At 40.4% G+C, this 20,229-nt stretch carries 16 protein-coding genes and 1 pseudogene; 14 read left to right on the top strand and 3 right to left on the bottom strand.

All coding sequences use genetic code 11. The annotated features are described in order from the left end of the window. Positions 1 to 195 precede the first annotated feature (195 nt). Together AB5150_RS07090 and fliB are read left to right on the top strand one after the other, a co-directional pair. A complete protein-coding gene (locus AB5150_RS07090) occupies positions 196 to 1,128 on the top strand; it encodes a sensor histidine kinase (protein WP_368291566.1) in 933 nt (310 codons plus the stop codon). 37 nt (positions 1,129 to 1,165) lie between these two features. Next, positions 1,166 to 2,266, top strand: coding sequence for a flagellin lysine-N-methylase (fliB, locus tag AB5150_RS07095; RefSeq protein ID WP_368291567.1), 1,101 nt, complete (start codon positions 1,166 to 1,168; stop codon positions 2,264 to 2,266). A 65-nt stretch (positions 2,267 to 2,331) separates the two neighbouring features. Here the strand turns inward: fliB and AB5150_RS07100 are convergent, their stop codons facing one another. Then, on the bottom strand, positions 2,332 to 2,994 hold the full coding sequence (locus AB5150_RS07100) for an L-2-amino-thiazoline-4-carboxylic acid hydrolase (protein ID WP_368291568.1): 663 nt from the start codon (positions 2,992 to 2,994) through the stop codon (positions 2,332 to 2,334). A 364-nt stretch (positions 2,995 to 3,358) separates the two neighbouring features. Between AB5150_RS07100 and AB5150_RS07105 the strand changes: the two genes are divergently transcribed. Continuing rightward, positions 3,359 to 4,357: a hypothetical protein gene (locus tag AB5150_RS07105; protein WP_368291570.1), complete on the top strand. Its 999-nt coding sequence runs from the start codon at positions 3,359 to 3,361 to the stop codon at positions 4,355 to 4,357. A 1-nt stretch (position 4,358) separates the two neighbouring features. Here the strand turns inward: AB5150_RS07105 and AB5150_RS07110 are convergent, their stop codons facing one another. Together AB5150_RS07110 and AB5150_RS07115 are read right to left on the bottom strand one after the other, a co-directional pair. Next, complete coding sequence (locus AB5150_RS07110) at positions 4,359 to 6,779, bottom strand: tetratricopeptide repeat protein (protein ID WP_368291571.1); 2,421 nt, start codon at positions 6,777 to 6,779, stop codon at positions 4,359 to 4,361. A gap of 146 nt (positions 6,780 to 6,925) precedes the next feature. After that, entirely contained in the window at positions 6,926 to 7,846 is a 921-nt protein-coding gene (locus tag AB5150_RS07115) for a tyrosine-type recombinase/integrase (RefSeq protein WP_368291572.1), read from the bottom strand. Positions 7,847 to 8,016: 170 nt separating this feature from the next. Between AB5150_RS07115 and dinD the strand changes: the two genes are divergently transcribed. The 11 genes and pseudogenes from dinD to AB5150_RS07170 form a co-directional block, all read left to right on the top strand. Then, positions 8,017 to 8,727, top strand: a complete 711-nt coding sequence (gene dinD, locus AB5150_RS07120; RefSeq protein ID WP_368291573.1) for a DNA damage-inducible protein D — start codon at positions 8,017 to 8,019, stop codon at positions 8,725 to 8,727. Between the two features lie 148 nt (positions 8,728 to 8,875). Next, positions 8,876 to 9,667: a metallophosphoesterase gene (locus AB5150_RS07125; protein ID WP_368291574.1), complete on the top strand. Its 792-nt coding sequence runs from the start codon at positions 8,876 to 8,878 to the stop codon at positions 9,665 to 9,667. A gap of 237 nt (positions 9,668 to 9,904) precedes the next feature. Then, positions 9,905 to 10,339, top strand: a complete 435-nt coding sequence (locus tag AB5150_RS07130) for an Hsp20/alpha crystallin family protein (protein WP_022215836.1) — start codon at positions 9,905 to 9,907, stop codon at positions 10,337 to 10,339. A gap of 161 nt (positions 10,340 to 10,500) precedes the next feature. Then, a complete protein-coding gene (locus tag AB5150_RS07135; RefSeq protein WP_055146549.1) occupies positions 10,501 to 11,154 on the top strand; it encodes an HAD family hydrolase in 654 nt (217 codons plus the stop codon). Positions 11,155 to 11,157: 3 nt separating this feature from the next. Further along, the gene (locus tag AB5150_RS07140; RefSeq protein ID WP_022215834.1) at positions 11,158 to 12,717 is read left to right on the top strand and encodes a PLP-dependent aminotransferase family protein; all 1,560 of its coding nucleotides are present in this window, start codon (positions 11,158 to 11,160) and stop codon (positions 12,715 to 12,717) included. A 74-nt stretch (positions 12,718 to 12,791) separates the two neighbouring features. Continuing rightward, on the top strand, positions 12,792 to 13,124 hold the full coding sequence (locus AB5150_RS07145; RefSeq protein WP_022215833.1) for a cupin domain-containing protein: 333 nt from the start codon (positions 12,792 to 12,794) through the stop codon (positions 13,122 to 13,124). Between the two features lie 641 nt (positions 13,125 to 13,765). After that, positions 13,766 to 15,499, top strand: a complete 1,734-nt coding sequence (locus tag AB5150_RS07150) for a Na/Pi cotransporter family protein (RefSeq protein ID WP_022215832.1) — start codon at positions 13,766 to 13,768, stop codon at positions 15,497 to 15,499. After that, positions 15,496 to 16,404 carry a substrate-binding domain-containing protein gene (locus AB5150_RS07155; protein WP_055223132.1) on the top strand — a complete coding sequence of 303 codons (909 nt, stop codon included), beginning with the start codon at positions 15,496 to 15,498 and terminating at the stop codon, positions 16,402 to 16,404. Before AB5150_RS07150 ends, AB5150_RS07155 begins: the two co-directional genes overlap by 4 nt. Positions 16,405 to 16,619: 215 nt before the next feature. Further along, complete coding sequence (gene ppk1, locus AB5150_RS07160) at positions 16,620 to 18,689, top strand: polyphosphate kinase 1 (RefSeq protein WP_368291575.1); 2,070 nt, start codon at positions 16,620 to 16,622, stop codon at positions 18,687 to 18,689. Positions 18,690 to 18,886: 197 nt separating this feature from the next. Beyond that, entirely contained in the window at positions 18,887 to 19,471 is a 585-nt protein-coding gene (locus tag AB5150_RS07165) for an aminodeoxychorismate/anthranilate synthase component II (RefSeq protein WP_368291576.1), read from the top strand. 10 nt (positions 19,472 to 19,481) lie between these two features. After that, a pseudogene (locus tag AB5150_RS07170) lies at positions 19,482 to 20,229 on the top strand (aminodeoxychorismate/anthranilate synthase component I); the annotation flags it as partial.

Genomic DNA, 20,229 nt, shown 5'->3' on the forward strand with positions numbered 1-20,229 from the left:
GGATGCAGGCAATCCGGAGTACGTGATCACGGTGTTTGGAATTGGATATACATTCGGAGAGACATAGGCAGGGGTAGCTAACAGAGATAATATGGATAAATATATTGAAAACTATGGTAAATATACAAAGAGAGTGAGGATGCTGTATGTATGCTCACTTCTTTTGTTTGTGTTTTTAGCAGTATTTGAGTATGTATGTTCAGGGAAAATACTTGCGGCCATAGGTCACTGGCGTGTGGTGTAGTTATGTTTGTTGTCATAAAGTTGCTGCAGAAGGCAGATGATGACTTTATTTCGGAGGTCGTGGCAGCTATGTCGGATCTTCTGGACAATCTCTCTGACCTGAAACGGCAGCAGGTATTTCCGGAAAATGATGACTCGCTGGTATCAAGGCTGCAGAGCAAGGTTGACAAGATAATCGATGCGCTGAAGCTTCAGAATTCCAGAGAGAGGCTGGAGCATGAGAATATTAAGGGGCTGGTATCGGATCTTTCCCATCAACTGAAGACGCCAATATCGAACCTGAGGATGTACACGGATTTTCTGAAAAATCCGGATATAAGTGATGATGAGCGTACTCAGTACTTGCAAGTCCTTGAACTGGCGGTGGAGCGCTTGTCATTTCTCTCGGAGAGTATGATAAAGGTATCCAGACTGGAAAGCGGACTTATCAATCTCGATGTGAAAAGCCAGAGTATAAATGACACTGTGCTGCAGGCAGTGAAAGATGTATATGTGAGTGCGAAAAACGCCGATATAACTATCAGATATGATGAACAGGTGAAATGTGATATACAGCATGACAGAAGATGGACTGCGGAAGCGTGTTTCAATCTTTTGGATAATGCGATAAAATACGGAAAAACTGGAAGTGAGATAGTCCTGTCGGTCAGAAAACTAGGGCTCACGGTTGAAATCAGTGTGACAGATGAGAATGAACCAATAGGAGAGGATGAGCGCACACATATATTTGAGAGGTTTTACCGTGGCAGAAATTCCGGTGACAAGGATGGCGTTGGAATAGGTCTTTATCTGTCAAGGGAGATCATAGAAAAACAGGGCGGAATGTTAAGTGTTATTTCCCAAAAGGACGGTAACAAGTTCGTGATCGTGCTGCAGAGCCGATGAATGGAATAATGGCATGATTATATATAAAGGAGTACATATGATTTACACATACCCGGATTATTATAAGAAATTCAGCTGCATAGCGGACAAATGCCCGGACACATGCTGCGGCAAATGGCAGATAGTGATAGATGACGATTCTCTTGAAAGGTATCAGGAGTATGATGGAGATTACAGACCGGAGCTTCACCGAAAAGTGAACTGGAAAGAGGGCGTTTTCAGGCATGGTAGAAGTGGAAAGTGTGCATTTCTGCGGGATGACATGTTGTGTGATCTGTATATACATATGGGTAAGGAAAGCCTTTGTACCACCTGCAGGGAGTATCCGAGACATACGGAGGAATTCGAGAACGTGCGCGAGGTTTCGTTATCACTTTCATGTCCTGAGGTGGCACGTATACTGATGAACATCACTGACAAGGTGACATTTGTGACTGAGGAAGATGACGAGGACGAGGTGTTCGATGACTTTGATTATTTCCTGTACTCCAATCTGGAGGATATCCGGGAGGCGATACTGAAAGTCATTCAGGACAGAAGTGTGGACATCCGGATCAGAATCGAGCGGGTGCTTCAGATCGGCGCGTCGGCACAGAGACACTATGACGAGGGCGACCTTGTCATGTGGGATGAGTGTGAGGAGCAGGATAAGCCGGAGATCCACGGAGAACATGAAGAGTATATGTTACTTCAAAAACAGGCTATGTTTCTCATCGAAGATCTTGAACTCCTGTATGATGACTGGGAGGATGTGCTCATTGAGTCGCAGGAGCTTTTGTTTGGACAGGGTGAGGAAGCTTTTGCCGGCAACAGGAAGAGGTTTGATGCATGGTGGAGAAATCACGGTGGGTGTGCCCCTCATATGACATTGGACATATTCCTTGAACAGATCATAGTCTACTTCATATCAACCTACATTCTCGGCGCAGTGTATGACGACAATATATCCGGCAAGGTGAACGCATGCGTGGGACATGCGGTTGAACTCTATATGCTACTCATGGCGAGATGGCTCAGAAATGGTGAGACTTTGTCGACGGATGATCTCATAGAACTCTCTTACAGATATTCCAGGGAGATAGAGCATTCGGACGAGAATCTGGAACAGGTTGAGGTGCTTGACTGGTTTAGTATATAAATATAAAAAAGCAAGCATCGTTATATTAGAATCAGATGCTTGCTTTTTACTTTGTAGGGGAATAGTTATATTTTCTCAAGATCCTTATACTGCTCCAGTGCAGGACTCTCGTCGCCTACGTACCAGTAGTCGCAGCAATCCCCGCCAAGAGCCTCGGTCTGTGTACGAATCAGGCGGGCGTGCATGACCTCCGCAAGGTAGTGGTCAGTCCTGCACAGATAAGGGAGCAGGTCCGCATAGCCGTGCTCCTTTGCATGCTTCGCTATAGGACATCCAATCAGATGGAAGCAGAACCCGTCAGTCCTTCCATCCGGGTTGATCTCAACCTTCCAACTATCCATCCATTCGCCTTTTGCCTGGTGTTCCTTCTGCATCCTGTTGAACTTCACATAGGTTTTTTCAAATAACTTATATGGCCAGTTGCTTTTGTTGCCATTCACTATTTTCCCAAGGAATTTCATCTTTTCAGCGGCATCCCGTTTGATGGTGAGAAGAACCTCGCCGTCAAGCCTGTGACCGCTTGCCTCATAGAATGATACGATGGTAAACCAGTCATACATATTGGTAGCCATCATATTTTGGCCGAGATCCGGCATGTCCCTGCGCATAAATTCCCTGTAATATTCATCAGCCTTTTTGAATATATCATCCGCTTCGGACGGAAGATTTTCTTTACAGTACTTTTCGTAAAGCTTTGCATAGCTCGATACTGAATATGCCCGTTTCATCTCATTTATCTCCCATAACCTGATGCCAGCCTATTAGAATCCGCAGTGGTGTGGCTGACAAATTTAATCTAATCATTGGGTTAGAATATACTAACTGAATAAATTTTATCATATATGTGATGGAAGCACAATTCGTAATTCGGGGGATGGAAAGTATGTTTTTGTAGATGCTGACTGTGAAGGGTGGGTAGTATGAGGGTGATTATTATATATGTAACAAAAATATTTTGTGGGAATAATGTATGGATTTCTTAGACTTAAAATGATATCATAGATAATGAAGGATAATAGGTAATTATCAAACACTTAAAAACTTAGAACCTAGCGCTTTTTCTATTATATTTAATTATCGGGAGGACTCATTATGAAATTCTGGTTAATATGTGATTATCGCGAAAATTATACTAATTATGCTAATCTGGGTACAAATACTATGTACAATGATCATCCTAGCATTAAAAATATTAATGAAATACTTACAGCCATCAACTCATTAGGATATGACTGTGATTATTTCGGTGGAATACCAGAACTAATCAATGCTATTGACACAAAGAGAACATTTGAAAATTGTATTTTTTTAAACTTTACAGATGGAATGGATCAACAGTATAGTCGTGTACAAGCCCCTGCTTTATTAGATATTTTAAATGTTCCTTACAGCGGATCAGGAGTATTTCAATCTGTAATAATGAACAACAAACACTTTTGCAAAAAAGCATTACTAAAATTAGGGATTGATATGCCTAAATCATGTGTTGTAAGTCATGATATGCCAATCAACTTAAAAATAGTAGAGGAAATGCATTTTCCTCTTTTTGTAAAACCCAACTGTTCTGGATCCTCGCTAGGTATTTCTGCCAGTTGTGTTTGTCATTCAAAAGATGAAGTACTACTTAAAACATCAGAATTACTCGATAATTTTGATGAAGTCATTATAGAAGAGTATGTTAAAGGAATTGATGTAACAAATTACTTAATAGGCAACACCAATTCCTACCTTGTAAATAACATTGTAACAGCGGAATTGTTTGACAATTCCCCTTATGCAATCTATGGTATTGAAGAAAAGCAAAATAAACTTAGAAAATTATATCTTGATAACGAATACTTACCGAAAGATATAGTTGAAAAAACAAAAAAACAATCAGTTATGATAGCACATACATTAGGAGTGCATGATATTTGCCGAATTGATTATCGTATAAATTTATCAACCCAAAATATAAGTTTTATTGAAATAAATTCTGCCCCTCGATTCAGTAGTACAAGTGAGATTGGATTTATTGCAAGTAAAAATAATGTAACTTTCTCTAACATGGTACAGTATTATATATCTACAGTTATGGATCGATTAAAGTAAATTAATCGTGAGCATACACTAAAAACCAAGGGTCAAAATCCAACGTATTTGAACATTTAGCATTCGGTTTTGAAACTGGACAATTTTTAGTATTGTGGGTTAATGCATAATATCGCCATTCGCTAGAAGTCCCTGCAACTATTGATTCACATAAATCAAAATAGGTTTTACTTTGCATTTCAAATCCCAGTTGCTTGCTTGCTATTGCTAAATTCATATATAATTTCCGTTTCATAATTATATCAGCATTAGGGTTTTTATTTACATAGCCATTTACATAGTCATAATAAGGTATAGCCTCTTGTTGTTGATTTAGGTTAATGCAACACATCATTAAATGATTTTGTAAGACGATATCTCCATAATCTGTTCTGTTCCATAGTAAAGCTTCTTGCAAAACATCCTTTGCCTCAATATATTTATTATTTAGCATATAACATATCGCTAAATTATTGGCGGCATATGAATACTCATGAATTCTCAGTACTTTTATTATTGATGCCGCATCTTCAAACATTTTTGTTGCATTATTAAGTTTATCGTTTTTAGCATATAGAAATCCTTTCGTTGTCTTTATATATGCAATTTCTAAATCATTACTTAAAATATTCTCTGCCTTATTTAATAATTTTATAGCGCTTTCATAAGGTATGAAATTGTGGCATCCTCGCATCGTATTTGCCCAAATGTCAGGATAAATATTTTCGTACTCATTTTTTATTTTAAAAAATATGTTTTTAGATAAATCGATTTTCTCATCAATTTCATAATAATACATATGTAGCATATTCAATGTCTGCACATATTCTCTACTGTCTATATCAACATGTTCAAGAGCTTTTTCAAGTAAATTGGCTGCACACATTGTATCACCTATATTATTATAGCTTTTACCCATATAATAAAAATAATAATATTGAGGCTTCTCAAAGCGCAATTGTTCTGGCGATATAGTTTTAAACTGACTAATTGCAAGTTTATAGTTACCAGTTTGATAGGAATTAATTGCAATAAATAATACTTGCATAATATGCATTTTATTAAGGTGATTACTTAATTTAAAAAACACCTTTTGAGCGTCATAATATTGTTTGTTATGGGATAACTCTTTTCCATATCTAAAATTAAGTCTTTCCCACCCATCAATTGATGCGTTATACGCAAGTCTACATCTTAGTTTTTGGCATTCTGCAACATCATTCCTATTTTTCAAAAAGTTAAAAGTATGATACGAAAATAAAGGCTTTAACCCTGACTCATCAAAAATATTTTGCAATTCTCTATAATCTATATCATGTTGGGGCGATATTGTATTGTCAGAATTATATGCTAAAATTTTATGATCAATTATTTTTTCTAACTCTTGTGAAAATTTTTCGTCATTATATGCGACGTATAAATTTATTTTTTTTGTTATATACAATGATATTTCTTTAAGTAAGCAATAATCTACTTTTTCATTTAAACATAAATATGAAAATATAATCCATTTTTGTGCTGTAGTAAAATCCTCAGAATTAAATACAATATTTTCTGATTGTAAAATTGAAAAAAGTTTTTTCTTGTCAATTACTGCTTTTGCATTATCATAAATTGATATACCATTTTTTTCTAATAATTTAGAAATTACGGTTGAAAGTTTTTTAGGACTTCCTTTACATTTTTTATATAGATATTCTATGTCTGAAGTATCAAAATTTTCCAATTCAAAAATAGGACTGAGAATTTCAGTAAAATATAAATAATTATTAAAATATTCTATTTTTATTTCTGTATAATTTAACTCCCGATATAGCATTTGCTGCATCTCAGCATTCAGTTCCTCAGATGTTGTAATAATGCAGCTTCGAAAATTTTCAAAGGTATAAAAATGTTTAAAAATGTTAATGATAATTTCCGCTGTTTCAATATCACATCTAGAAAAATTATCAATACAAATACATATTTTTCTATCTGATAGAATATTTCGGATGTATTCTACAATCATTTCCTGTGAACTTACTTGCTTATCACGTAATGTTACAGCAGTATATGCAATATCTAAAATAATTGTTATAACTTTGCTGATGTTAGATGATATTTCTCCGGTAACATCCTTGCTTTTTTTATATACAGTATTATAAAATTTTTTGTATTTTTTCTTAATCATAGATAAAAAATCAATATCACTATATTTTTGTAATTCAAGCACAAAAACTTGTAATATTTCGGCTGCCGTGCTCTCAGTTTTGACATTAATATAACATAAGGAATAATTATTCCAATTATTATAAACATAATTAAAAAACGCCGTCTTTCCTAAGCCACTTTCCCCTTTTATCCAAAGTGTTTTTCCAGTAATATTTTGAAAAAAGTTATTTATTATTTTTTGTTCTTTGCTTCGATCAACAAATTGAAAATTGAATAAATCTGAAGTTTTCATACTATGTTATTTTTAATCCTATCTTTAAATGTTTAATTGATAATTACCTATTATCCGTATAAATACCACCGCTGCCGAGATTGATTAAAGGTGCAAAATAAAAACAAAGCATATCCCCCGAAGGATAATATGCTTTGCTCACATAACTAAATATTAAAATTATTTCTCGGATGTTTAGTTGCCAAAATACTTCGCTGTTTAGCAAGAGCAACGTGAGTATAAATCTCGGTGATGTTGATAGAGCTGTGCCCCAGCATTTCCTGAATATAGCGGATGTCCACATCAGCTTCCAGCAGACTGGTTGCAAAAGTATGTCTGAACATATGTGGAGTTATGTGTAGATCGATTGCGGCAAGAGCGGTATATTTATTTATCATTCTGCGGACAGTCTGATCGGTCAGTGACCGACCGGATTGATTTGCAAAGAAGTGATTGCACTTCATTATCTCGGAATGAAAATCAACTTCATATTTGTTCAGTATACTTATGACAGACGGATTTCCTATCTGAAGTCGGCGCTCTTTATCACCCTTGCCATATATAAGGATGCTTCCATCGTACAGGTTGATATCGTTGACTTTCAGCGCACAGAGTTCAGAAATTCGCATGCCGGTTGCAAATAAAAGTTCAATAACGGCTGCGTCTCTCAGAGAATTCCTTCTTTGATAGATAGTTTTGGCACAATTAAGCTGTTCATAAATGGTGGACAAAATTGTTTCAACGGTGTGAAGTGGAATGGTCTTGGGTAATATTACGGGCTCTCGAAATTTGATCTGCAGTTTATTGAACGGATTTCTATCCAGGATTTCCTTGTATTCAAGATAGTGAAAAAATGCTTTTGCAGATGCAATTTTACGTTTTACGGTCTTGGGCTTGTATTTATTATGAAGTTCACCGATATAATCTTCCAATATACTGGTGGAAACGTCGGTGATGTCAGATGAGCAAAGATAGTCTGAGAATTGCTTTAGATCGATCTTATACGCTTTCAGAGTTTTTTCATCAAGGCATTTCTGTTTACCACAGTATTCCAAATAGTTTTTTATCAATGTTTGCATGTTGTCCATAGTTGATCTCCTTTGTATGTATTTGTCAGAATTATATGGTATAGGAAAAACGTAGGAAAGTAATTGAGACTGCTAAATATGGCGTAAATAATAAAAAATACGGGAATCAAGTAGTGCTTAAGGTGTAACTATGATAAAATTATTATGGTAATAAGGTAATAAAAAGAGCGATGATTGCAAGTGAGAATAGTGGACATAGGGTTTCTGACGATTTTGCTGAGGTCAGCAAAATCGTTGAAGCAGGAGTTACGTCGAAACCAACAAGAGATTACGAATTATCCCGATATGCATGTTATTTGGTAGTACAGAATGGAGATCCACGTAAGGAAGTCATAGCTTTAGGTCAGACATATTTTGCAATACAGACATACAGACAGGAAGTCGCTGATCATTTTAATGAGTTGGATGAGGATAATAGGAGACTGGTGGTTCGGGGCGATATCAAGCAGTGGAATCAGATGTTGGCAGAGACTGCTCATAATGCTGGAGTAATAACAAATGAAGAATTTGCTTTTTTCCAAAATGCAGGTTATATGGGTCTGTATGGAGGACTTGATGTAGACGATATCCATTCAAGAAAACAGTTAGAAGTTGGGCAAAAAATACTTGACTATATGGGAAGTACGGAGTTGATCGCAAACTTGTTTCGTATATCTCAGACAGAAGAAAAGTTGAGGAAAGACAAAATACAAGGCGCTGATAAGGCAACATCAGTTCATTATAATGTTGGAAAAGAAGTGCGCACTGCAATAGAAAAGATTGGTGGCACGATGCCTGAAGATCTTCCAACGCCAGAAAAAAGTATTCAACAGATCGAGAAAGAACAAATGGAACGATTAAAGTTGAAGGCGAAGAAAGGAAAGCTAATGCTTGATGAATGAGCGCTGGACTATTTGGCGATATTGGAAAGCACAAGCATTATATGTCCTGACCAGACATTTACTCAGAATTTACTTTCAGATGGTGTTGACATTTACAGAAATAAGACTAGTATATGTTCGATATGAAGTATGATATGGGAGGACAGATATGGGCAGTTATGTAATATCGGACATTCACGGATGCTATGATGAGCTGATCCGGATGCTTGAGAAGATAAATTTGGGAGACAGTGACACTCTGATATGTGCCGGGGATTATGTGGATAAGGGACCAAAGAACGCTGAGGTGCTGGAATGGATAATGAATGTTCCGCCAAATGTCATTCTGCTACGAGGCAATCATGATGAGGACTTTGCACAGAATATAGAGGCGATGAGGATCATCAGCTACAAAATGGATCTTGACAGGGATAGCCTGCAGGACACGAAAACTTTGTACCAGTCGATGAAAAAGCTTGCGAAAAAAGATGCCAGCGTAAAGTTTGACCGCTGTGAGACGGTATATGAGCTGATAGAATCCGGATATACTTTCTCGCAGTTATGTGCATGGGCGGACCGGATAAAGAACATGCCGTATCTATATGAAACGAAAGTGTCTGGCAGAACATGCATAATAGTCCATGCCGGATACATCAGGAGACTTGATACGCCGGAACTTAAGGCCATGTATAGCTCAAGGGAAGAGTTCTATATGAATGCCAGGGGTGATGGATTTACAAATGGCGGCATCATGCACGGCATGGTAGTGGCGGGGCATACTCCTACGACCAAAGAGAAAGAATTTGCATATAATGATGGATGGGTATTTCGAAGGTATGACAAAGAACGGGACTTTTTGTTCTATGACATAGACTGTGGATGCTGGATGAGAAGCATAGGAATAAAGAACGCAAGACTTGCATGTTTCAGGCTTGAGGATGAAAAGGTGTTTTATGTGTGAGGTTGTGAAGTCCTGAATTAGTGGACTTCACAAATTTTTCACAAAATTTATTAGCACTCTGTGTTGACGAGTGCTAACAGAAGTGGTATAACATAATCAGTCAAAGGAAAGAGCTTCTAAATAGAAATTAACGATAAGCCTTGAAGCGATCCTTTGAAAAGGAAACGAAATTATTAACATGTATATACCTGATGCGATAAAGGCAGAGGGGATAGATATTGGAAGGAGAGATGACTTATGTTAATGCCTAGTATTATTGGAGATAGCTTTTTAGATGATTTCTTTGGATATCCTGAGAGGACTTATACAGCACCAAAGCAGACGCAGATGAATGGATTTATGCAGGCTGATGTAGCCGAGAGCGAGGATGCCTACACAGTTGAGATGAATCTTCCAGGAGTTAAGAAAGAGAATGTGAAGATTGAGCTCAAGGATGGATATCTGATCGTGAACGCTTCTACAAAGAGTGAGACCACAGAGGAAGATAAGAAGACAAAGTATATCCGCAAGGAGCGTTACAGTGGCTCAGGTAGCAGAACTTTCTATGTTGGCAAGGATCTGACTCAGGAAGATATCAAGGCCAAGTTTGAGGACGGAGTGCTTAAGCTCACAGTTCCAAAGATTGAGAAGAAACCGGAAGAGCCAAAGTCAAAGTATATAACAATTGAATAAATATACGATAGATGATTACTTTCATTTGTATATAAAAGTCCGGCACAGGAACCTCCCTCCTGTGCCGGATTTTTTGTGGCGTCATTGTTGATTGACAACCTTAACTCACAGATTATAATGGGAATAAGCATAATTACAAATAAGACAAGGAGATGTATGACATGAGATACAAGGCAGCGATATTTGATATGGATGGAACAATACTCAATACTCTTGAGGACCTGACAGACAGTACAAACTATGCACTTGCTCATCATGGATTCCCTGAGAGAACTATAGATGAGGTTAGAAGATTTGTTGGGAATGGCATACGAAAGCTCATTGAGAGAGCTGTGCCGGCGGGAACTGATGTGGCAACGATAGATAAGGTGTTTGATACATTTGCTTCTTATTATAAGGAGCACAGTGCAATCAAGACCAGACCATATGACGGAATACATGATGCTATAGCAAAGCTCAGGGCAGCAGGTGTGAAGACTGCGGTTGTGTCCAACAAGGCAGATTTCGCTGTTCAGGATCTGTGCGTTGACTATTTCCCAGGAATGTTTGATTTCGCACTTGGTGAGAAGTCTGGCATAGCCAAGAAACCGGCACCTGACATGGTGGAGGAGTGCCTCAGAACGCTTGGTCTTGAGAAGAAGGATGTCGTATATATAGGTGACTCTGATGTGGATCTTGCCACAGCAAGAAATTCTGGAACGGATGTCATCATGGTCGGCTGGGGATTCAGAGACGAGGAGTTTATCATGAGCCTTGGCGCACCATTTGTCATACATGACACACAGAAGATCGTTGATATAGTATTGGGAGAGTAGTGGATGCTTACATATTCATTTGACGACAGAGGGATGGATTTCCTCTATGAGCATTTGTACAAAGAGATAAAAAATGACATATTGATAGGAAATCTTAAAGCCCATGAGAAGCTGCCGTCAAAGAGGGCACTTGCAGCTCATCTGAATGTGAGCGTGGTCACTGTGGAGAATGCCTACAGCCAGCTTCTTGCGGAGGGGTATATTTATTCCAAGCCGAAGAGCGGGTTCTATGTGTGTGACGTGAAGGCCGAGGATGCGGATGTTGTGGGAGTGCGCAATGCCTACTATGCCAGTGAATATAAGGGTGGTACAGAAGGTTCCGTAATGAAAGATAATGCAAGGCAGAACATGACCTCAGATGAATCGGACGTTGCATACTTGCGCGGAATACGATCGGAAGACCATGTGACAGAGCATTCTCATGTGATCAGGGAACACGCAGAATCCCCTGGCCAGAACAGGTTCTTTGCCGACTTTGTAAACAATTCCACCCTCAGTGAGAACTTCCCATTTTCGACATGGACGAAACTCATGAGGGAGACGATGATGGATGACCGGGAAAAGCTTATGAAGAGATCACCGTCTGGTGGTATATTTGAACTCAGAAAGGCCATTGCGGATTATCTCTATCAGTTCAGGGGGATGTCTGTAAGCCCGAACCAGATCATAGTCGGCGCGGGAACGGAATATCTGTATGGTCTTATCATACAGCTTCTCGGCAGGGACAGCGTATACGGTGTGGAGAATCCGGGATATCAGAAGATACAGCACATATACGATGCATATCAAGTGAAATGCTGTTATATAGACATGGATGAGAGCGGTGTCAACATAGATTCGCTAGAGCGGTCCGGGGCTGATGTGGTGCATATATCACCGTCACACCATTTCCCTACGGGAACTGTCACTCCGGCGAGTAGGAGATATGAACTGCTGGGCTGGGCGGCAAAGCAGGAGGGCAGATATATCATAGAGGATGAATATGACAGTGAATTCCGTCTGGTGGGCAATCCGATCCCAGCACTTCAGAGTATAGATGCCTCAGATAAGGTCATATACATGAATACATTTTCAAAAAGTTTGTCATCAACCATACGAATAAGCTACATGGTATTGCCAATACCGCTCATGGTAAGGTATAATCATGTACTAAGCTTTTATGCGTGTACGGTGTCGAATTTTGATCAGTATACACTCACAAGGTTTATCCAGGAGGGGTATCTGGAAAAGCACATCAACAGGATGAGAAAGTTTTATAGGAACAGCAGGGACAGGATACTTGGTTGTATCAGGAGTCACAGGCTGTATCCACAGGTAACGATAAAGGAAGAGAATGCAGGTCTTCATTTCCTTATGGAGATCGACACGTCATACACGGACAGAGAGATGGTGGACAGAGCTGCCGCGGCAGGAATCAACATATCCAGCCTTAGCCAGTACTGCCACGGAAAAGAGCAGGAGGACAGCCACACGCTGGTTATCAATTATTCGGGTATAGAAGAAGATATAATAGAGGAAGCCTGTGACAGACTTCTTGAGAGTGTGGTGCGCTTGACGACATAGCACGCAGACGCCGCGCGGAGCGTATTATATGCGTTTGCAGGATTTTTTCGTATTTTTCGTAAGGAGGACAACAGATGAAGATATCATTCGATTCCCTTGAGGAGCAGAATATTCAGAACTTTAAGGGTGGCGAAGGCGTATTCAAGCCACGCATGCACGTAGGCAATTACAACAAGATCATGAGGGCAACACTTCCAGCCGGAAGTTCTATAGGGCTTCACACACATGACATCAACAGCGAGATCATATTTATCATCTCAGGAGTTGGAACCATGGAGTATGACGACACCATGGAGATACTCAATCCGGGCGACTGCCATTATTGCCCGCCGGGACACAGCCATAGTCTGAAGAACAACGGCGATGAGGATCTGGTGTTCTATGCTGTAGTGCCAGAGCACAATTAGAAGAGAATAATATAAGAAAATAAAAAAGAGGTTCTCCCAATCAATGTAACTGGAATACATCTGGAATTCCGGGTGCGCATCAGAACGTGGAGACCTCTTTTTTATTTGTTATCAAGTGATTAACTTGATATATATGCGTTAATTCATGTCACATCTAGAAAAGCCTCTGATAAATGTAACAGTTTTAGTGAAGATTTCAGATACTTTTAATGTTTCGATAGATCAGTTGATACTTGGCAGAAACAGAGAGGTGGGGGCCTTGGATAGTAAACATGTAAGAGAGGGAGAACAGTGTAAAGAAGCAATAATTCATAGAATGCTAAAATTAAATTATTTTGATGGTGAAAAAAAGATAAGAAAGGTGCTAACTTTATAATACTATCACTGGATAGACTGTTTTAATGTAGTTTACATAAATTTTACGTGCCTGCATATTGAAAAATACGATACAAAATGCTAGTATAATAGCAAATTTATGGTGATGAAATTTAAGCCAGTAGATACACATGAAGTGTGTCTGCTGGCTTTTCTTGCTTTTTACATAGATTTTACATTTCGTTTACTGCATGTGGATAGCGGCCATTTCCTTATGTGGATATGCTTGTTTAAGATGAGATTTACATAAGGAGGAAAAAAACACAGTGGATGAAAGAGTTAAGATAGTATTTGGATTGCTGGGAGGACTTGCAATGTTCCTATATGGAATGAATAGCATGAGCGATGCACTCCAGAAGGCAGCAGGAGAGAAGATGAAGAGGATATTGGGATTCCTTACCAAGAATCCTTTGATGGGAGCTTTGGCGGGGGCACTTGTAACCGCAGTTCTCCAGAGCAGTTCGGCGACCACGGTCATGGTCATCGGATTTGTAAGTGCAGGACTCATGAGTCTGCCACAGGCTATATCAGTAATATTTGGAGCAAATATAGGAACGACCATGACGGCACAGCTTATGGCGTTCAAGATCAGTAATTACATATATCCGATCATATTCATAGGCTTCATTATGAACTTTGTGTTCAAGAAGGAAAAGATCAGAAATGTTGGTATGGTCATATTCTCATTTGGACTTCTCTTTGAAGGTATTGAGGTCATGGGTGGTGTTATGAAACCACTTGCCAGCAGTGCGATATTTGTGGATCTGATGGGCAAGGTGTCAGAGATACCGGTTCTCGGAGTTGTACTTGGTGCAGTCATGACCTTGGTTGTACAGAGTAGTTCGGCGACCATTGCGGTACTTCAGAACTTTGCGTCACAGCCTGGACCTGACGGAATACACAGTGTCATAGGTCTGGCAGGGGCGATACCTATCCTTTTTGGAGATAACATTGGAACAACCATCACAGCGCTTCTGGCATCCATAGGACAGTCCAAGAATGCCAAGAGAACAGCCATCGCGCACAGTACATTCAATATCACAGGAACCATACTTTTCATGTTCCTTATAAGACCGCTGGCTGCATTTGTGCAGTGGATATCACCGAAGGGCGATGAACTTGACATCATATCAAGACAGATAGCAAATGCGCATACCACGTTCAATGTGGCATGTACACTTATCTGGCTGCCTCTGATACCTGTTATGGTGAAGATAGTTAAGTTCATCATCAGGGGTGAGGACAAGAAAAATTCAGATGGCTTTGTAGCCAAATACCTCGATGATAAAGCTATGTCACAGCCGGCGGCAGCTATCTACATGGCCGCAAAAGAAATATCAAGATTGTCTGTTCATGCGGGTAAGATGATAGGTGCTATGAAAAATGCTATAGAGAAGAGAAATATTACAGATATCCGTGACAAATATGTGGATGAGCATGACAAGGTCAAGGAGCTTCAGAATATAATAGTTGATTTCATCACAAAGCTGATATCAAGTGGTAACCTTACCGAGAAACAGGCAGAGCAGGCGGCAGGCCTCATGGTGGTCAGCAACAATATAGAGCGTATAGCAGACAGGTGCGATGAGGTGGATGGCCTGTATAAAAAGATCCTGGACAATGGACAACTGCTGTCGGATGCTGCGATAGCTGACCTGACAGCATGTATGGATATGACAGAGAAACTTTTCGGTGAGTCAATGAATGCAATAATTACTGGGGACAGCGAAACTCCTGATAAGGTTGCCGCAGACAAGAAGAAGATAAGAAAGCTCCAGAGACAGGCAGGTAAGGCTCATCTCGCAAGAGTCAAGAAAAACACATGTGTGAGAAGCCTGACAGCGGATTATTCAGCACTCCTTTACAGCATGGACCGTATGGCGGACAACTGCATATCCATTGCGGAAGAGGCAATCGACGATTTCACATTTGACAAACTTGATATAGAGAATATGGATAGCGACAGTGAAGTCATGGTGAAGGCAGGTGCTCAGGCATGACAAAATACAAATGTGAAAGAACGTATATTGACAGTAATATAGACAGGAGCTGCAAAAGGGACAGATACTGGAAAATGATTGGCAAATTTCTTGCAATGACTGCACTGGGTTCTCTGTTACTCACAGGATGTGGCGCCAAAGTGGACGTTCCGGATATGTCATCCATGGGTACGATAAATGTGGTTTCCAGAGAGGAAGGTTCCGGTACTAAGACGGAATTTGACAATCTTGTAGGTACCGATGCTACGGGAACAAACACTGTTGCAGAATCCACAGATAAGGTCATATCGGAAGTTGCTTCTGACAAAAATGCGATAGGTTATATAGCTTACAGTGCGGAAAATAACAGTGGTGTAAAGGCGCTGGATGTCGATGGTGTAGCTCCGGATGCGGCATCTATAGAGAAGGACAAATATCCTCTGTGCAGGGATTATATATTGGTGTATAACGGAGAGTTGTCAGCTGTGGCAAAGGATTTCATGGCTTATGTGAAGTCAGCGGGGCAGGCAGTGGTTGCGGACTACTGTGTTCCGGTAAAAAAGAGCGAGACATTCCTGTCAGACAAGTCTGGTGGTACGGTGGAGATACATGGTTCTACATCGGCAGCTCCGATCGTATCTAAGCTGGCAGAGGAATACATGAAGATCAATCCGGCAGCGAAGATCTTGGTCACAGAGTCGGATTCGACACAGGGACTCAATGATGCGCTTCAGGGCAGATGTGACCTTGGAATGTCATCCAGAAGCCTTCAGCCGTACGAGAGCGAGCTGCTCACATCATATGTATTTGGACGTGATGCGATTGCTGTGATCGTAAACAGTGAGAATACGCTATCTGACATATCGGTGGATATGCTGAAGAAGATATATGATAAGAAGTATACTGCCTGGAGCGATTTGAGATGATTACCACAATAAGGAACAGCAACTCACATGGGTGCATATAATGAGTCTGCTCCTATGATGAGAGGGATAGTCATATGGCTATCCGTCTTGTTGTGTATGTATAGAATAAATGTGTATGTATAGAATAAAACAGATAGAAAGAGGACAGGCAATTGGTAAACTGGCTGATCAGACTGATAAGAAAAATAAAGAACAGAAAAGGAGAATATGAAGAAATGGCACAGGATACAAATATAAGTACAATAAAGGGCGTATACGTCAACAGAGAGATTTCATGGCTCAAGTTTAATGAGCGTGTGCTGGAGGAGGCACAGAATGAGAATTCACCGCTTTGCGAGAAATTGTCATTTCTGGCAATATATCAGTCAAATCTTGATGAATTCTTCATGGTGAGAGTTGGTTCTCTGGAGGATCAGAAACTTTTGACCGGAGATCAGAGGGAGAACAAGACAAAGCTCAGCCCACAGGAACAGATTGATGCGATCCTTGAGAATGTCACAAAGCTCAATGCGATCAAAGACAACATATATGAGAATCTCATGAAAGATGTTGAGACGGAGGGGTTTAGACTGGTAAGGTACGCAGACCTGTCGAAGGCTGACGCAAAGTATCTTGACAGTTATTTTGCGCAGGAGATACTTCCGCTGCTCTCAGTGATGATCGTTGGAAGAAAACAGCCATTCCCATTCCTCAAGAACAGAGAGATATATGCCCTTGCCATACTTGAGAGAAAGGGCAAGAAGAAACTCGGTATCATACCTTGTGAGAGTGGCATGCTTCCAAGACTTGTGGCACTTCCGGGCGTGCCGGGAACCTATATACTTTTGGAGGAGCTTATCCTTCACTATGCTCCAGGGCTTTTCAAGGGCTACAAGGTTCAGGAGAAGACTCTCATGAGGATCACCAGAAATGCCGATATCGACGTGAGCAAGGTGTATGATGAAGACCTCAACTACAGAGATCAGATGGAACAGGTTGTTAAGCTTAGAAAGAAACTTGCTCCGGTCAGAATAGAATTTACAAGAGATATATCACAGAAGATGGTGGGCGAGGTGTGTGATTACTGTGAGCTTGACGAGAAACATGTATTTTATTCAAAATCTCCGCTGGATCTGTCATTTGTATTCCAGATACAGGATAAGCTCAGGGACAGACAGGAGCTGTTCTTTGAGAAGAGGGTGTCACAGCAGTCACCGGATCTTGATGTGATGAAGCCACTTATACCTCAGATACTTGAGAAGGATGTGCTTCTCTCATATCCGTATGAGAGCATCAGACCGTTCCTGAATCTCCTTCAGGAGGCAGCAAGAGATCCAAAGGTAAATGCAATCAGGATGACTTTATATCGTCTTGCGAAGAACTCTAAGGTTGTGGAAGCACTTGTTGAAGCTGCAGAGAATGGTAAGCAGGTTGAGGTACTTGTGGAGCTCAAGGCAAGATTTGATGAGGAAAATAATATAGAGTGGAGCCGTACCCTCGAGGACGCGGGCTGTCATGTTGTGTATGGCGTTGACGGACTCAAGGTTCATTCAAAGCTCTGTCTCATAACCAGAAAAGACGGAGGTAAAATCCAGTACATAACACAGATAGGAACGGGAAATTACAATGAGAAGACATCCAGACTCTACACAGATCTGTCGCTCATGACTGCAAATGAGGCTATTGGCAAGGATGCCATGAAAGTGTTTCAGTCGATTCTTATTGGCAATACAGTCAGCCATGCTGATCACCTGCTTGTGGCTCCTGAATGCCTGCAGGCTCCGGTTCTCAAGATGATAGATGATGAGATTGCCATAGCAAAGGACGGTCAGCCTGCGTATATCGGTGTAAAGATCAATTCTCTCACTGACAAAAAGATCATCGACAAACTGGTTGAGGCATCAAAGGCGGGAGTGAAAGTTGAACTTATAGTCAGAGGAATATGCTGTCTACTGGCAGGGATTCCTGGTGAGACGGAGAATATACAGATAAGAAGTATTGTTGGACGTTTCCTTGAGCACTCAAGAATATACATCTTCGGAACACCTGACAGAGACAAGATATATATAGCTTCGGCGGATTTTATGACGCGTAACACTCTCCGCCGTGTGGAGGTTGCTACACCTATATATGATGATAAGATCAAGCAGCGTATCAGGGACATGTTTGGACTTATGATGAAGGACAACATGCAGGCGCGTATACAGCAGCCTGATGGAACCTACTTGAAACAGAACCGCGATGTTGAGGAGATAAACTCACAGGAACAGCAGTATGCAGATGCCTATGAGAGGGCACGTCAGTAGGCGCATTGCATAGTGAGACTGCGCAAAAGTAGCAAAGGCATTTGCTTTCTGAGGACAGATATGATAGAATCTGTAAAAATCAAAGATAAAAATAACGTGCAGATTACGGACCGAAAAGGATAACGACTGTGCATGCTTTGGCATGCCGGCTGTTATCCTTTTTGTGTTTTATGGTGATTGCGGATAAGGAGAAGTGCATGTATCTGATGATAGACAATTTGGATTCGTTTGTATATAACCTGAAGGCGTATTTTGAGGAAATGGGAAGATGTGTGACCGTGAAGAGGTGCGATCGGATATCTCTGCAGGATGTGGAAGATCTGGAGCCGGAGGGCATAATACTTTCACCGGGACCTGGGCGGCCATGGGAGGCAAAAATGTGTGTGGATGTTGTGAACATGTATAAGGGAAAGATTCCGATACTTGGAGTCTGCCTTGGACATCAGATACTTGGGTATTGTGCGGGCGCCATTGTTGAAAAAGGAAAGATGCCAATGCATGGAAAGGTGACAGAGATACATAACTGTGGAACAGGTCTGTTCGCGCGGCTGCCGGAAAGCTTTCATGTCACAAGGTACCACTCATTGGTAATAAATGGCAGCAGTCTGCCGGATGATTACCAGGTGGATGCTATATCCGAGGATGGTGCAGTTATGGGAATATCACACAGAAGGCTGCCGTTGTACGGGGTGCAGTTTCACCCGGAAGCGGTACTTACGGAGTATGGTCATGATGTATTGTATAATTTTTGTATAGCGGCGGAGAAGTTTAATTGCAGATAAGGAGTCATATATGAGCGGTATGAGGCGAGTGCTAAAAAAACTTGACAGATATGTGTGTGCAGCTGATGTTTTTGAAATATATGAGGATGAGACAGGAATAGCATTTCTTGACTCATCCCTTGTGAATAATCTGGGACACTATTCGATTATCGGGAGATGCCCGTATCTCAGGCTTGTTAAGAATGGGGATGCATTTGAGGTTAATGGAGATTCTGAAAAGAATATAACATTTGAAGAATATATGAGACAGTATCTTGTACAGCATATGGATAAGAGTTCGGAGGATTTGCCGATCGTATCAGGAGCGATAGGGTATGTATCCTACGATTATGGAATGGATAGGATGGGGCTTGATTCCATCAATGAAGATCTTGTGTCTGTTCCAGAGGCAGTCATGATCTTCTATGACTGTTTCGTTGTTGAAGATTGTCTAAAAAAAGAGACATATCTTGTGGCAAATGGGATGACAGGTGATGCACAGTCAAATATTGATGTAATGGAGAATGATATAGAGAAGTATTGTGGCAGGGATGATCGGGAAAATGGCAATATAATTGACAGGACGAGTGAAGATGTACAAAAGAGGAAGAAGTATAACTTGAATGTGTACGAAGAATGCAGCAGGGAAGAGTATGAGCACTCTATAAGAAGACTGAAGGATTATATAACCGAGGGGGATGTATATGTTGCAAATATGACAAGGCATATAATTGTCGACAGCGATAAAAAGCCTCTGGACGTGTTCCATGACCTGAGAG

Source organism: Coprococcus sp. RTP21281st1_F1_RTP21281_210402 (assembly GCF_040915325.1).
GTDB classification, from domain to species: Bacteria; Bacillota; Clostridia; order Lachnospirales; family Lachnospiraceae; genus Coprococcus; species Coprococcus aceti.

Bases quoted from the DNA above. Each gene is read 5' to 3' on its own strand.
- AB5150_RS07090 (WP_368291566.1), top strand. From the start codon at position 196: ATGTTCAGGGAAAATACTTGCGGCCATAGGTCACTGGCGTGTGGTGTA.
- fliB (WP_368291567.1), top strand. From the start codon at position 1,166: ATGATTTACACATACCCGGATTATTATAAGAAATTCAGCTGCATAGCG.
- AB5150_RS07100 (WP_368291568.1), bottom strand. From the start codon at position 2,994: ATGAAACGGGCATATTCAGTATCGAGCTATGCAAAGCTTTACGAAAAG.
- AB5150_RS07105 (WP_368291570.1), top strand. From the start codon at position 3,359: ATGAAATTCTGGTTAATATGTGATTATCGCGAAAATTATACTAATTAT.
- AB5150_RS07110 (WP_368291571.1), bottom strand. From the start codon at position 6,779: ATGAAAACTTCAGATTTATTCAATTTTCAATTTGTTGATCGAAGCAAA.
- AB5150_RS07115 (WP_368291572.1), bottom strand. From the start codon at position 7,846: ATGGACAACATGCAAACATTGATAAAAAACTATTTGGAATACTGTGGT.
- dinD (WP_368291573.1), top strand. From the start codon at position 8,017: ATGATTGCAAGTGAGAATAGTGGACATAGGGTTTCTGACGATTTTGCT.
- AB5150_RS07125 (WP_368291574.1), top strand. From the start codon at position 8,876: ATGGGCAGTTATGTAATATCGGACATTCACGGATGCTATGATGAGCTG.
- AB5150_RS07130 (WP_022215836.1), top strand. From the start codon at position 9,905: ATGTTAATGCCTAGTATTATTGGAGATAGCTTTTTAGATGATTTCTTT.
- AB5150_RS07135 (WP_055146549.1), top strand. From the start codon at position 10,501: ATGAGATACAAGGCAGCGATATTTGATATGGATGGAACAATACTCAAT.
- AB5150_RS07140 (WP_022215834.1), top strand. From the start codon at position 11,158: ATGCTTACATATTCATTTGACGACAGAGGGATGGATTTCCTCTATGAG.
- AB5150_RS07145 (WP_022215833.1), top strand. From the start codon at position 12,792: ATGAAGATATCATTCGATTCCCTTGAGGAGCAGAATATTCAGAACTTT.
- AB5150_RS07155 (WP_055223132.1), top strand. From the start codon at position 15,496: ATGACAAAATACAAATGTGAAAGAACGTATATTGACAGTAATATAGAC.
- ppk1 (WP_368291575.1), top strand. From the start codon at position 16,620: ATGGCACAGGATACAAATATAAGTACAATAAAGGGCGTATACGTCAAC.
- AB5150_RS07165 (WP_368291576.1), top strand. From the start codon at position 18,887: ATGTATCTGATGATAGACAATTTGGATTCGTTTGTATATAACCTGAAG.